The sequence below is a fragment of the Promicromonospora alba genome, assembly GCF_042654905.1.
Taxonomy (GTDB): domain Bacteria; phylum Actinomycetota; class Actinomycetes; order Actinomycetales; family Cellulomonadaceae; genus Promicromonospora; species Promicromonospora alba.
This window is the reverse complement of record NZ_JBHSFI010000004.1, coordinates 621741-634895: the sequence shown is the minus strand read 5'-3', so window position 1 is coordinate 634895 and position 13155 is coordinate 621741. Positions and strand designations below refer to the sequence as shown.

12 protein-coding genes are annotated in these 13155 nt (G+C 72.2%); 8 read left to right on the top strand and 4 right to left on the bottom strand.

Translation table 11 applies throughout. The annotated features are described in order from the left end of the window. Positions 1-19: 19 nt before the first annotated feature. On the top strand, positions 20-676 hold the full coding sequence (locus tag ACFO6V_RS13825) for a hypothetical protein (protein WP_377136272.1): 657 nt from the start codon (positions 20-22) through the stop codon (positions 674-676). Here ACFO6V_RS13825 and ACFO6V_RS13820 read toward each other — a convergent pair. From ACFO6V_RS13820 to ACFO6V_RS13810, 3 genes are all read right to left on the bottom strand, one after another. Beyond that, positions 642-1793 carry a T6SS immunity protein Tdi1 domain-containing protein gene (locus ACFO6V_RS13820; RefSeq protein WP_377136270.1) on the bottom strand — a complete coding sequence of 384 codons (1152 nt, stop codon included), beginning with the start codon at positions 1791-1793 and terminating at the stop codon, positions 642-644. The genes ACFO6V_RS13825 and ACFO6V_RS13820 overlap by 35 nt on opposite strands. A gap of 96 nt (positions 1794-1889) precedes the next feature. Continuing rightward, positions 1890-2540, bottom strand: coding sequence for a response regulator transcription factor (locus tag ACFO6V_RS13815; RefSeq protein ID WP_377136268.1), 651 nt, complete (start codon positions 2538-2540; stop codon positions 1890-1892). Next, positions 2537-3658, bottom strand: a complete 1122-nt coding sequence (locus ACFO6V_RS13810) for a sensor histidine kinase (protein WP_377136266.1) — start codon at positions 3656-3658, stop codon at positions 2537-2539. The genes ACFO6V_RS13815 and ACFO6V_RS13810 overlap by 4 nt, the downstream gene beginning before the upstream one ends. A gap of 214 nt (positions 3659-3872) precedes the next feature. On the opposite strand from ACFO6V_RS13810, the gene ACFO6V_RS13805 reads away from it, so the two are divergent. From ACFO6V_RS13805 to ACFO6V_RS13795, 3 genes are read left to right on the top strand one after another with little or no spacing between them, the layout of a single operon-like run. Beyond that, the gene (locus tag ACFO6V_RS13805; RefSeq protein ID WP_377136264.1) at positions 3873-4238 is read left to right on the top strand and encodes a hypothetical protein; all 366 of its coding nucleotides are present in this window, start codon (positions 3873-3875) and stop codon (positions 4236-4238) included. Then, complete coding sequence (locus ACFO6V_RS13800; protein ID WP_377136262.1) at positions 4235-4810, top strand: hypothetical protein; 576 nt, start codon at positions 4235-4237, stop codon at positions 4808-4810. Before ACFO6V_RS13805 ends, ACFO6V_RS13800 begins: the two co-directional genes overlap by 4 nt. Continuing rightward, positions 4807-5355 (top strand): GNAT family N-acetyltransferase, encoded by a 549-nt coding sequence (locus tag ACFO6V_RS13795; protein WP_377136260.1) that lies wholly within the window; start codon positions 4807-4809, stop codon positions 5353-5355. Before ACFO6V_RS13800 ends, ACFO6V_RS13795 begins: the two co-directional genes overlap by 4 nt. On the opposite strand, the gene ACFO6V_RS13790 is transcribed toward ACFO6V_RS13795, so the two are convergent. Then, positions 5356-6276 carry an EamA family transporter gene (locus tag ACFO6V_RS13790; protein ID WP_377136258.1) on the bottom strand — a complete coding sequence of 307 codons (921 nt, stop codon included), beginning with the start codon at positions 6274-6276 and terminating at the stop codon, positions 5356-5358. A gap of 224 nt (positions 6277-6500) precedes the next feature. On the opposite strand from ACFO6V_RS13790, the gene ACFO6V_RS13785 reads away from it, so the two are divergent. The 4 genes from ACFO6V_RS13785 to ACFO6V_RS13770 all read left to right on the top strand — a co-directional run bounded on the left by ACFO6V_RS13785 (position 6501) and on the right by ACFO6V_RS13770 (position 13125). After that, entirely contained in the window at positions 6501-7382 is an 882-nt protein-coding gene (locus ACFO6V_RS13785; protein ID WP_377136256.1) for a glycoside hydrolase family 16 protein, read from the top strand. 104 nt (positions 7383-7486) lie between these two features. Then, positions 7487-9826: a phosphoribosylformylglycinamidine synthase subunit PurL gene (gene purL / locus ACFO6V_RS13780; RefSeq protein ID WP_377136254.1), complete on the top strand. Its 2340-nt coding sequence runs from the start codon at positions 7487-7489 to the stop codon at positions 9824-9826. A gap of 125 nt (positions 9827-9951) precedes the next feature. Then, positions 9952-10914, top strand: coding sequence for an endonuclease/exonuclease/phosphatase family protein (locus ACFO6V_RS13775; protein ID WP_377136252.1), 963 nt, complete (start codon positions 9952-9954; stop codon positions 10912-10914). 84 nt (positions 10915-10998) lie between these two features. Continuing rightward, positions 10999-13125, top strand: coding sequence for an RNB domain-containing ribonuclease (locus tag ACFO6V_RS13770; protein WP_377136250.1), 2127 nt, complete (start codon positions 10999-11001; stop codon positions 13123-13125). Positions 13126-13155: the final 30 nt, after the last annotated feature.

The following is a 13155-nucleotide window of genomic DNA, read 5'->3' as shown; positions in this document are numbered from 1 at the left end:
CAGCCCCTATCTTTAGAACATGCGTTCGAACAAGGTGCTGGTGACTCGTGGTCCCGCCGATGTGCCGGGCCAGTCTCCGCGTGGTGCTGCGGCACCGCGCGAGTCAGGGTTCGCGAACGGGTTCGCGGATCTTACGGAGGCGGTCGACGCCGTGGCTGCGGTCGACGCGCTCCTTGCCTCGCTCGCTGCCTCCCGGGCAGTTCTCATGGAATCGGTCCGGGAGTGGGTGGCCGACCAGCCCGAGCTGTTCGACGCTCCTGAGGTGGACGCGGAGGAACCGGCCGGGCTGGCACCCGAGCTCGTCGAGCGGCTGGCCAGGGTCCTGCGGATGCCGGAGAGCTCGGCGATCGCGCTCATCGAGGAGTCCCGTGCGCTGGTGCACGAGCATCCCCGCACGCTTGCCGCACTGCGCGGCGGGCACATCACCCACGCGCATGCGCAGACCATCCTCGGCTATACGGACGGGCTGGGGCGGAGCAACCGGGTGGCGCTGGAGACCCGCCTGCTGAAGCACGCGCGCAGCACCACGCCGGGCGAGCTGAGCCTTGTCGCGCGGATCGAACGTGAGCGTCGACTCCGCCCGGAACGGCCGACGGCGGCACCGGTGGTACGTCAAGCAGCGGCCGCTCGGCGGCAGCGGCTCAGCGCTTCCCCCACAGGTCGTCCCACGCGGTGAACGGGTCGGCGGTCCGTGGCGCCTGCTGCGGGCTGCCGCCGGCCGCCACGGCCGGTGCCTGGTTGTCCCACGTGGTGCCGGCCCACGGCGAGCTGCCCCAGCCGGGGCTGTTCCACGTGGCGCCGGCCTGGCCGGGGTGATCCTGGCCGCCGCTGCCCTGGTCGTTGTTGTACGGGAGCCAGTCCTGGGGTGCGTCGGACCCGCCGGTCCACCGATCGTCTGATCCCGTTCCGTACTGTTCGGCGGCGGCGTATGCGGTGGGGTGCGAGGGGTCGTACTCCACCGCGTACCCGTCGAGCGGCGTCGCGAGCTCGTGCGCCTGGCTCGGCTCCGGCCACTGCTGCGCCGTCTCGGTCTGTCCCGGCCAGGCGGTGGCCTCGGTCTGCTCTGACCAGGCGGCGGCCTCGCTCTGTCCCGACCAGGACGGCGCGGGCGAGGAAGGGAGTGGCGCGGGCTGTTCCGGCTCGGCAGGCGCCGCGTACCTCTTGGCCTTGTACGGCCGGGTGCGGTCGGTCCGGGTGCCGGTGCTCTGGCCCGGCGCGGCGACCGCAGCGAAGGTGGTGGTGGCGAGGTACTGCTCGAACGGCACGTCGAAGGTCTCGTCCTCCGACCACGCGCCGTCCCAGGCCGCGGTGGCCCGGGACGCGCCGGTGCGGCGGCCGTCGTCGGGCATCGGGGGGAGGCGGATCTCGCCCGGGCTGTGCAGCAGCTGGTCGTGCATCTGCCCGACCCAGTTGACCGCCAGCTCGAAACGCACGGCGCTGAGCCCGTTCACGCCGAGCTCACCGCCGAGGGCTGGGTGCGGGTTGAAGGCGTAGACGTCCTCCTCGCCGAGGTGGATGCCGCGGTTCCGGGCGTCGCGGACCAGGTCGTCCATGAGATACGTGGCGCGGCCCTCTGCCGACTCGAGCTCGGCGTACATCGTGACTGCCGAGGCCCAGCGGAGCTCGAGCGTGCCCTCGACCGTGTCCAGGAACCACCATCCGTCCAGCGACTCGAGGAAGATGTCGCCGAAACAGGTCGCGAAGCGCGGGGTCTGCTCGCGAAGCCCCAACCACTGCCATGAGGAGAGCCCGAACTCGAAGGAAACCTTCGGAAAAGTTCGAAGCAGCTTCATGTCCGAATGAAACCACTGTCGGGTAAACGCCGGGAACCCCCCGATGACATCTTTGTTACGCGATTACTCAATAGCGGCACCCAGAGCGGCATGGGCTCACGCGAGTCCCGACTGATAGGCGAACACGACGAGCTGGGCGCGGTCCCGCGCGGAGAGCTTGATCATCGCGCGCGACACGTGCGTCCGCGCGGTCGCGGGGCTCAGGACGAGGTGCTCGGCGATCTCGTGGTTGCTCATCCCCTGGGCCACGAGGCAGACCACCTCGTGCTCGCGATCGGTCAGGTCCCCGATCCGGGGGTGCGGCACGGGCGCGCGCGGCGACGAGGCGGTGAACTCCCTGATCAGCGTGCGCGTGGCCGACGGCGCCAGCAGCGCGCCGCCGTCGTGCACCGTGCGGATCGCGGTGACGAGGTCCGCCGGCGGCGTGTTCTTCAGGAGGAAGCCGCTGGCCCCCGCGCGCAGGCCGTCGACCACGTACTGGTCGTGCTCGAACGTCGTGAGCACCACGACGCGCGTTGCGGTCAGGGCAGGGTCCTCGGCGATCCGCCGGGTCGCCTCGATGCCGTCGATGCCGGGCATTCGGATGTCCATGAGCACGACGTCGGGCCGCAGGCGGCGGGCCTCCGCGACGGCGGCTATGCCGTCGGCGGCCTCACCGGCGACCGTGACGTCCGCCTCGCCGGAGATCAGGGCGCGCAGGCCCATCCGCACCAGGTCCTGGTCGTCCACGAGCAGTACAGAGATCATGCGACACCTCCGGCGGGCAGTGTCGCCCGCACCTCGAAATACTCGTCGACGGGGCCGGCGTCGAGCCGTCCGCCCAGGGACTCGACCCGATGCCGCATCCCGGTGATGCCGAAACCGGCGACGAAGCCGCCGTCGGGGGCGCGCGGGTCGCGGACGCGCAGGTTGCTGACGCACAGCCGGACCAGGTCCGGCTCGTAACCCACCTCGACCCGCGCCGCCGCCCCGGCACCGTGCTTGACCACGTTGGTCAGCGACTCCTGGAGCACGCGGTAGGCGGCGAGGTCCACGGCGTCGGGCAGCGGCCGGGACGTGCCGCCGATCGCGAGGTCGACCGCGACCCCCGCCGAACGCACCCGCTGCGCCAGCACCTCCAGGTTGGCGAGCCCGGCCGTCGGCGCACGCTCGGGACCCGTGCCGGACGCGGTACCCGGTCGGATCTCCGCAAGCGTGGTGCGCAGCTCGGTCAGCGCCTCGTTCGCCGCCTTCGAGATGGCCTCCAGCGCGGTGGTGGCGTCCTCCGGCCGGCCCAGGTGGAGCGCGATGTCCGCCTGCATCTGGATGGCGGCGAGCCCGTGCCCGACGACGTCGTGCACCTCGTGCGCGAGCTGCAGCCGTTCGTCGTCGCGCGCCTGCTGCTCCGCCGCGTCCCGTTCGGCGGACCGGGCCTCGTGCCACATCCGCCGGGCCACGCCGATGCTGAACGGCACCGCCACGATGGCGCTCGCCGGGATCAGCCCGGTCGGCAGGGGAAGCGCGCCCGGATGCGTGAAGACGTGCAGCAGGAGGAGGGCCAGCGTCGCAGCGCCCCACAGGAGGGCGGCGCGGAGCGGACGCCGTCGGGCCAGGGAGTAGACCGCGACCACGACGCACACCATCACCGGGCCGTACGGGAAGTCGAGGAGCAGGTAGGTGACCGTCGCGAGGGTGACCACACCGAGCGTCACCACCGGCCAGCGGGTGCGGAACAGCGTCCCCACCGCCGCGGTGACCGCCAGCGCGTACGCGAGGCCGTCGACCGGGCGCACCCCGGCCGACGCCTCCAGGAACGGCAACGACACCAGCGTGAGCGCCGTCAGCGCGGCTGTCACTCCTACGTCCACGAGACGTGGCTTCCCCATGTTCCTCACCTCCGGCCCCACTGTGTCCGACGGCGGACCGGGCGTCACCCCCTGCGCGCCGTACACCGCCGTACGTCCGGGAGCGTAGACGGGCCACCGCCACCACGTCGGACGACGCAGCGCGACTGCCGTCCCACAGCCGATTCCGTGCCGGGCCCTGGCCGGGAGGCTGGGACGCAGAGGCGCCGCCCGGCGTCCGAGGAGGGACAGGATCATGAATCTCAGGGGAGTCGCCGTCGCCGGCCTCGTCGTCGCGACGATCGGCATCTACGTCGTGCGGGCCGGCGGGGCGCCGGTGCCGATCGTGCCGCCGGCCGTCGTGCTGATGGTCGTCGCCGCAGTACTGCTCGCCGTGTTCCGCACCCGGACCTGGCCCGCCGTCGTCGCAGTGGTCGTGGCGGTCGCCGAGGCCGCCGGCGTGATCCTGACGGGGAGCCTCGGCAACCTCGGCTTCGCCGAGCCGCTGCTCGGCGCGGGTACCGCACTGCGGGCCATCGGCGTCCTGGTCGTGCTCGTGGCGGGGACGTTGCTGGTGGTACGGCCGGACTCCGCACCTCGTACGCGGAAGGTGACGTCATGAGGCTGGCGCCACGGGCACGCAAGGCGGTGCTCACCGTGCACCTCGTGGCCGCCGGTGCGTGGATCGGCATCGACGTGCTGGTGGCCGTGCTCGTCGGGGTGGGTCTGGGCGGCGGCTCGGACGCCGTCCGGGGCCTCGCCCTGCGGGCTCTCGCCGAGTTCGTGGTGACCCCGATGCTCGTCTCGGCACTGGTCTGCCTCGGCTCGGGCCTGTTGCTCGGTCTCGCGACCAAGTGGGGCCTGGTTCGTTACTGGTGGGTCGCGGTCAAGCTCGTCCTGAACGTGCTGCTGTGCGTCCTGATCGTCGTGGCGCTGCGGCCGGGCATGGCCGACGTCGGCGCCGCCGGTGTCGCGACGGAGGCGGGCAGGCTCCCCGCGACGGACATCTCGTTCCTCGTGTTTCCGCCAGCGGTGTCGCTCACCCTGCTCGCGGTCGCGACCGTGCTCTCCGTGTACAAGCCGGGCGGCCGCGTGCGGCGGCGCTCGCAGGGCGCGCCCCGCGGCGCGGGCAGGAGTGCTGCACCGGATATGCGGCGGACACTGTCAGAGGCGCGGCCTACCTTTGTCGCATGAGCGACGAGGGACAGGCGATCGAGGTGCGGACCGGCGAGGTGCGGGCCGGCGAACGAAGGCCCATCGAGGTGCGGGACGCCGTGCCGGCGGAGTACGAGGCGATCGGCAAGATCGTCGCGGAGGCGTTCTTCGCTGACGGACAGCTCGACGCCCCCGGCTCCGAGTTCTACGCGGACGTCCTGCGCGACGTCGCGAGCCGGGCGGACGCCGCCGAGATCATCGCGGCGCTGGACGACGGCGTGGTGGTCGGCGGCGTGACGTTCGTGCCGCACGGCGGTCCCATGACCGACATCGCCCGGGACGGCGAGGCCGAGGTCCGCATGCTGGGCGTCGCGCCGGACGCCCAGGGCCGGGGAGCCGGGACCGCGCTGATGCGCGAGTGCATGGCGCGGTCCGCGGGGACACGCCGGATCGTCCTGTCCACCCAGCCCGTCGCGCACGGCTCGCACCGGCTCTACGAGCGGCTCGGGTTCGTGCGCGAGCCCAGCCGGGACTGGGCGCCCGTGCCCGGCGTCGACCTGCTCGTCTACGTGCTGGAGCTGTAGCTACGTGCCGGGGCTGTAGCGCCGCCGGTCCGGCCACCGCAGCAGCCCCGACGTGATCGCCACACCCAGCAGGAGCAGCAGGCCACCGCCGGCCTCCGCCACGTTGGGCACCTCACCCTGCACGAGCCAGGCCGCCGTCATCCCGACTACCGGCACCAGCATGGTGAAGGGCACCACCGCGCTCGCCCGGTGCCGGTCCAGCAGCGTGTTCCAGATGCCGTAGCCGACCAGGCTCGCCAGCCAGGCGGTGTACAGGGTCGACAACACGGCGGCCCAGGTCGGGTGTGTCAGCGAGTACCCCACGGCGGCAGGACCGTCCAGCGCCAGGGACAAGGCGAACATCGGTACCGGCACGACGAGCGCCGACCACACGGTCATCGACAGGCCTGCCAGCGGGCTCTGCCGGGTGCCGGCCGCCTGCGTCACCGAACCCAGCCGCCGCACGATCACGTTGCCGGTCGCCCACGACGCCGCGGCCGCGATGGCGAGCAGGAACGCGAGCGCAGGCGTCGCCGCCGAGCGGCCGACACCGACGATCACCAGGCCCACCGCGCCGAGCAGGACGCCGACGAGCTGCGGCGTCGTGGGTCGCTCGCGGAGCGCGACGCTCGCGAACAGGACGGTGAGGACCACCTGCGCCTGGAGCACGAGCGAGGCCAGGCCGGGTGGCAGGTCGAGCGCGATGGCGGTGTACAGGAGGGCGAACTGGCCGAGGCTGAGGAACAGGCCCACCACCAGCACGTCCTTGAGGGCGGCCGCCGGCCGGGGTACCAGGAAGATCGCCGGGATCAGGACCACGACGAAGCGGATCGCGACGAACAGCACGGGCGGTACGTCGTCGACGCCGAAGTCGATGGCCAGGAAGTTGACGCCCCAGATGATCATGACGAGCACGGCGAGGAGCGAGTGGCGCAGGGGCATGCGGCCATCGTCGTTCCGAGCAACCGTGCACGTCTATCGCATATCACTGGCTGACCGTTCAGCCGGACTGAAGGGTCGGCGGCGGCTCTGGCTACGTGTTTTCACCATCTTGTCCCACCGACCGGGTGAAAAGTAGCGTCGCCCCACCATGCCGGTGCGACCGGCCGCATGCACGTCCCGCCCCCGTGTGGCGGGGGAAACACATCTTCGCGAAGGAGCGTCCGATGCGTAGCACGAGACACCGCACCATCCGCACCACGGCCACGGCCGCCGCTGCCATGACGTTCGTCCTGGCGGCGTCGCTCGTGGCCTCCGCGGCGGCGCCCAAGGCACCCGACGCCGGTTCGGCACCGGCGTCTGCCGCCGCGCCCGCCGCCGTCGGCGCCCTGAGCTGGTCCGACGAGTTCGACGGCGCAGCGGGCAGCGCCCCGAACCCCGCGAACTGGAACCTGGAGACGGGCGCGGGCGGCTGGGGCAACAACGAGCTGCAGAATTACACCAGCTCGCGCGAGAACTCCGCGCTGGACGGCAACGGGAACCTCGTCATCACGGCGCGCCGCGACGGCAACGGCGGCTATACCTCGGCCCGGCTGACCACACAGGGCAAGGTGCAGCCGAAGTTCGGGCACCTCGAGGCCCGGATCAAGATTCCGCGCGGTCAGGGCATCTGGCCGGCGTTCTGGATGCTCGGTGGCCAGATCGGCAACGGCGTCCCGTGGCCGGACTCGGGCGAGATCGACATCATGGAGAACGTGGGCTTCGAGCCCCACATGGTGCACGGCACCCTGCACGGCCCTGGCTACTCGGGCGGCGCGGGCATCGGCGCGGCGTACACGCACCCGCAGGGCTGGTCCTTCGCCGACGACTTCCACACCTTCGCCATCGACTGGGCGCCCGGCCGGATCAGCTGGTCGGTGGACGGCACCGTCTACCAGACCCGCACCACCGCCGACGTCGGTGGTAACCCCTGGGTCTATGACCAGCCGTTCTTCTTCCTGCTGAACGTCGCAGTGGGCGGCAACTGGCCCGGATACCCCGACGGGACCACGCAGCTCCCGCAGCAGATGGTGGTCGACTACGTCCGCGTCTACGACTCCCAGCTCTGACCCCGACCACATCTGATGGCGGTCGACCGCCCCGGCACGTGACGCGTCGTAGACTGGCGGGGCGCTCCGGCGCCAAGAAACCTACCCCGCACGCGAGGAACTACATGACCGCGCCCGCGTCCCAGGCACCCTCCCGCACGACTCCCGCCGTCCCGAGACTGGACACGGTGGAGACCGCCGCGGCCACCCCTGATGAGGTGCAGCCGTACGGAGAGCTCGGCCTCAAGGAGGACGAGTACCAGCGCATCAAGGACATCCTGGGCCGCCGCCCCACAGCGGCCGAGCTCGCGATGTACTCGGTGATGTGGAGCGAACACTGCTCCTACAAGTCGTCGAAGGTGCACCTGAGCAAGTTCGGCGAGAAGGTGACCGACGAGATGAAGGAGCACCTCCTCGTCGGCATCGGTGAGAACGCCGGCGTCGTCGACATCGGCGACGGCTGGGCCGTCACCTTCAAGGTCGAGTCGCATAACCACCCCTCGTTCGTGGAGCCCTACCAGGGCGCCGCGACCGGTGTGGGCGGCATCGTCCGCGACATCATCTCGATGGGCGCGCGCCCCGTGGCGGTCATGGACCAGCTGCGCTTCGGCGACGTGGACCACCCCGACACGGCACGCGTCGTCCACGGCGTCGTCTCCGGCGTCGGTGGCTACGGCAACTCCCTCGGCCTGCCGAACATCGGCGGTGAGCTCGTCTTCGACGGCTCCTACCAGGGCAACCCGCTGGTCAACGCGCTGTGCCTCGGCGTGCTGCGGCACGAGGACATCCACCTCGCCAACGCCACCGGCCTCGGCAACAAGGTCGTGCTGTTCGGCGCCCGCACGGGCGGCGACGGCATCGGCGGCGCATCGATCCTCGCGTCCGAGACATTCGAGGACGGCGTTCCCGCCAAGCGCCCGAGCGTGCAGGTGGGCGACCCCTTCATGGAGAAGGTGCTCATCGAGTGCTGCCTCGAGCTCTTCCAGGCGAAGGTCGTGGAGGGCATCCAGGACCTCGGCGCCGCGGGCATCTCCTGCGCCACCTCGGAGCTCGCCTCCAACGGTGACGGCGGCATGCACGTCGACCTCGACGACGTCCTGCTGCGCGACCCCACGCTGAACGCCGGCGAGATCCTCATGTCGGAGTCGCAGGAGCGGATGATGGCCGTCGTGCGGCCGGACCAGCTCGACGCGTTCCTCGCGATCACCGGCAAGTGGGAGGTCGAGACCGCCGTCATCGGCGAGGTCAACGGCTCCGGCCGCCTCACCATCGACCACCACGGCCAGCGGATCGTGGACGTCGATCCGAAGACGGTGGCGCACGAAGGGCCCGTCTACCACCGGCCCTACGCGCGTCCGGAGTGGCAGGACGCGCTCCAGGCCGACTCGACGACGGCGGCGGGCCTCGCCCGTCCGGCGTCCGGCGAGGAGCTGCGCGAGACCGCGCTGACGCTGCTGGCCTCGCCCAACCTCGCCTCCAAGGCGTGGGTTACCGACCAGTACGACCGGTTCGTCCAGGGCAACACGGCGCTCGCCCAGCCCGACGACAGCGGCGTCGTGCGCGTCGACGAGTCCACCGGACTCGGCGTCGCGCTCGCGACCGACGCCAACGGCCGCTACGGCAAGCTCGACCCGCGTACGGGCGCCGCGCTGGCCCTCGCCGAGGCGTACCGCAACGTCGCCACGTCGGGCGCCGAGCCGCTCGCCGTGACGGACTGCCTCAACTTCGGCTCGCCCGAGCACCCCGACTCCATGTGGCAGCTCGTCGAGGCGATCGAGGGCCTCGCCGACGCCTGCCAGGAGCTCGGCGTCCCGGTGACCGGCGGCAACGTCTCGCTCTACAACGGCACGGGCGAGCCCGGCCAGATCGACTCGTCGATCCACCCCACCCCCGTGGTAGGCGTGCTCGGCGTGCTCGACGACGTCAGCACGGCGCTCTCGTCCGGCTGGCGGACCGAGGGGCTGTCGCTCCTCTTGCTCGGCACGACGCGGGACGAGCTCGACGGCTCGGCGTGGGCCGACGTCGTCCACTCGCACCTCGGCGGTCTGCCGCCGCGCGTGGACCTGGCGGCCGAGAAGGCACTGGCCTCGGCGCTCGTCGAGGCGCGGAAGACCGGCCTCGCCGCTGCCGCGCACGACCTGTCCGAGGGCGGCCTGGTCCAGGCGCTGCTCGAGGCGTCGCTGCGCTTCGGCGTCGGCGCGTCGGTAGCGCTCGAGGGCGTGACCGGTCGCGACAAGGTGGACCCGTTCGTGGCGCTGTTCTCCGAGTCGACGGGGCGCGTGATCGTCGCGGTCGACCCCGAGCACGAGGGCGAGCTGACGCACCTCGCCGAGGACGCCGGTGTGCCGGTGCTCCGCCTCGGCACCACGGGCGGCGACGCCGTGGTGATCGAGGGCCAGTTCGAGATCCCGCTGGCCGAGGCCCGCGAGGCGCACGAGGCCACCCTCCCGCGCATCTTCGGCTGACCCGCTGACGCCGAAGTAGAGCGGGCGTCCGGACGCCCGCTCTACTTCGGTGCATCAGCGCCGCCGAAGTAGAGCGGGTGTCCGGACATACGCTCTACTTCGGCATATGCCGGTAAGGTCCTGGAGTGCGATTCGTCCACGGCTTCATCTCGTCAGTGCTCTGGATCATCGCGATCCCCCTGCTCCTCATCGCCGTCGCCCGGCTCCTGCCGTTCGACGGCATGATCCCGCTGCCGCACCTCGTGGCACTCACGCCGTGGGCGACACTGGCGACGCTGCCGTTGCTGATCGTCGCGCTCTTCGCCCGGCGCAAGGTACTGGCGGTGCTGCTCGCGGCCGCGCTGGCCGGCTACGTGTACTGGCTGGCGCCCTTCTTCGTGCCGCCGAGCACGTCGTCGCCGGCCGACCCCGCCCACCCCGGCACGCTCCGGGTCATGACCGTCAACGTCCTGTACGGGCAGGCCGACGCCCAGACCGTCGTCGGCCTCGTGGAGTCCCAGCACGTCGAGGTGCTCGCGGTCCAGGAGCTGACGCCCGCCTTCGAGGAGGCGCTGACGGCCGCGGGCCTCGACGAGCTGCTCCCGCACAGCTTCACGGTTGCCGCCGACGACAGCCCCGCGGGGAGCGGCCTCTGGTCCTCCACGCCGCTGGCGGAGGAGGAAGAGCTGCCCGGCACGAGCTTCGCGATGCCGTCCGCGCTCGTCGGCGTGGACGGCACCTCCGTTCGCGTCACTGTCGTGCATCCGCACCCGCCGATGCCCACGGACATCACCGCCTGGCGTACGGAGCTGGCCCAGCTCACCGAGCACGTCCACGCGGACGACGCGCGGCAGATCCTGGCCGGCGATTTCAACGCCACCTACGACCACGCCGGGTTCCGTGACCTGCTCGGCTCGCGCTTCTCCGACGCCACGCGCGAGTGGGGCGCCGGACCCGCCGTGACCTGGCCGGAAGGCAGCCAGGTGCCCCCGTTGTTCGCCCTGGACCACGTGGTGGTGGAGCGGGACATGCCGGTCTCCGACGTCGTCACGATGCAGGTGCCGGGCACCGACCACCGGGCGGTCCTGGCCACCGTCGTCGTCGAGTAGCGCGGCCGCCCGAGCGGCCGGTTGCACGGCCGGCAACACAGCGACACCGCGCGGGGAGGGCGAAACCGGCTTATGTTCGCAGTTGTGCCCACTCGTCAGATGCGCCTCGCGCCCGCCGCCACCGACGACGTGAGCAGTGCCCTCGCGGCGCTCCGCGCCGAGGTCGGCCTGCCCGCGATGTTCCCGCAAGACGTTCTCGAGGAGGCTCGGGCCGCAGCCGACCAGGACCTCTCCGTCGGCCGGAACGACCGCCGCGACATCGAGTTCGTGACCATCGACCCGCCGGGTTCGAAGGACCTGGACCAGGCGGTGCAGGTGGAGCAGTCGGGCGAGGGCTACGTGGTGCACTACGCGATCGCGGACCTGGGCGCTTTCGTGACACCCGGCGGCGCGCTCGACATGGAGGTGCGCAAGCGGGGCATGACCGTCTACGGGCCGGACGCCCGGACACCGCTGCACCCGAAGATCCTGTCGGAGGGTGCGGCGAGCCTCCTGCCCGAGGAGGACCGCCCGGCGGTGCTGTGGACCGTCACGCTGGACGCGCGCGGCATCATCACCGGCGCCTCGCTGGAGCGGGTGCTCGTACGCAGCCGCGAACGGCTCACCTACGCCGAGGTCCAGTCGGCCCTCGACGCGGGCACGGCGAGCGAGTCCCTCCAGCTGCTGGCCGACGTCGGCCGCCTGCGCCAGTCGCTGGAGGCCGCGCGCGGCGGCGTCTCGCTGGAGGTGCCCGAGCAGGAGGTGGAGCGGCGCGAGGACGGCACGTACACGCTCTCGTTCCGCCGCAACCTGCCGGTCGAGGAGTGGAACGCGCAGATCTCCCTGCTCACGGGCATCGCCGCGGCCCATCTCATGCGTGAGGCGGGTGTCGGCATCCTGCGTACCCTCCCCGAGGCCGATCCGCGCGACCTGGCCCGCCTGCACCGCACCGCCCGAGCACTCGGGATCGACTGGGCGGACAGCGTCCCGTACTCGCGTCTCGTTCCGACGCTCGTCTCGCGGGTCCCGGAGCACGCGGCGTTCCTCAACGAGGCGACGACCTTGTTCCGTGGTGCCGGCTACGTCGCGTTCGGCATGCCGGGGCCCGACGGCGCCCCCGTCCCGCCGCCCGAGAGCACGCGCCACGCCGCCATCGCCGCCGACTACGCGCACGTCACCGCACCGTTGCGGCGCCTGGTGGACCGCTACGCGACGGAGGTCTGCCTCGCGATCTCTGCCGGCACCGCCGTCCCCCGGTGGGTGCTCGACGCCTTGCCGCACCTGCCCGCCGTGATGGCGGAGACCGGCCGGCGGACCGCGTCGTTCGAGCGTGAGTGCGTGGACATCGTCGAGGCGTCCCTCCTGGCCGCCCGGATCGGCGAGGAGTTCGACGGCGTGGTGGTCGACGTCGAGGACGACACCAAGGACATGCAGCGCGGCCTGGTGGTGCTGCGCGACCCCGCCGTACGTGCGCGCGTGACGGGTCCGCGGCTCCCGCTGGGAGACAAGGTGCGGGTCAAGCTCGCCGAGGCGGACGTGTCCGAGCGCCGAGTGATGTTCACGCTGCTCGGTGACGGCGCGGTCGACCCGGGTACGGGTGCCGGCGCCGGAACCGCAGCTGGTCGGGCCGACACGTGGGACGGCGGCGGACGGCGCTCCACCACCGGCCCGCGCTCCACCACCGGCCCGCGCTCCGCAGCCGGCGTGGCACGACGTGCGGCGGATCCCGCGGCCTTCTCGGTCCCGGTCGCCGACGGCCCGGTACCGGCGCACGGCAGGGTCCTGCGGTCCACCGTCGAACCCGCGTTCGCGGCCAGCCCCGAGCCGGCCCCGCAGCCGAGCCCGAGCCCCGGGCCACGTCCGACTCCCCGGCCCCGACCGGTCCCGCAGCGTCCCCAGCCGACCCCGCAGCCGCGGCCGGACGGCGAGGTGGAGGCGGCTCCACGGCACCCGGGTCACGGCATCAGCTACCCGCCCATGCGGCGGCCCGTGCGCCCTCAGGTCCGCGACGAGATGCCGCTGTCCGAGCCCTGGCCGCGGCACGCACCGCAGAGCGGGTCGCCCCGGCGGCTCGCGACGCCGTCACAGCCCGTGGCCGCGGTACGCGGGGACGCGTTCCCGGACGTGACGCACGTGGACTACCCGTCGGTGGCCTCGCTCGAGCTGCCGATGGTCGTGGCGGCGGACCTGCTCGCCGTCGAGGGCCCGGGCTCGGACGTCTACCGCTACTGACATCGCGGTCCGCGATACTGGCTCCATGAA

Coding starts and splice junctions, on each gene's coding strand:
- ACFO6V_RS13825 (WP_377136272.1), top strand. CDS start 20: ATGCGTTCGAACAAGGTGCTGGTGACTCGTGGTCCCGCCGATGTGCCG.
- ACFO6V_RS13820 (WP_377136270.1), bottom strand. CDS start 1,793: ATGAAGCTGCTTCGAACTTTTCCGAAGGTTTCCTTCGAGTTCGGGCTC.
- ACFO6V_RS13815 (WP_377136268.1), bottom strand. CDS start 2,540: ATGATCTCTGTACTGCTCGTGGACGACCAGGACCTGGTGCGGATGGGC.
- ACFO6V_RS13810 (WP_377136266.1), bottom strand. CDS start 3,658: ATGGGGAAGCCACGTCTCGTGGACGTAGGAGTGACAGCCGCGCTGACG.
- ACFO6V_RS13805 (WP_377136264.1), top strand. CDS start 3,873: ATGAATCTCAGGGGAGTCGCCGTCGCCGGCCTCGTCGTCGCGACGATC.
- ACFO6V_RS13800 (WP_377136262.1), top strand. CDS start 4,235: ATGAGGCTGGCGCCACGGGCACGCAAGGCGGTGCTCACCGTGCACCTC.
- ACFO6V_RS13795 (WP_377136260.1), top strand. CDS start 4,807: ATGAGCGACGAGGGACAGGCGATCGAGGTGCGGACCGGCGAGGTGCGG.
- ACFO6V_RS13790 (WP_377136258.1), bottom strand. CDS start 6,276: ATGCCCCTGCGCCACTCGCTCCTCGCCGTGCTCGTCATGATCATCTGG.
- ACFO6V_RS13785 (WP_377136256.1), top strand. CDS start 6,501: ATGCGTAGCACGAGACACCGCACCATCCGCACCACGGCCACGGCCGCC.
- purL (WP_377136254.1), top strand. CDS start 7,487: ATGACCGCGCCCGCGTCCCAGGCACCCTCCCGCACGACTCCCGCCGTC.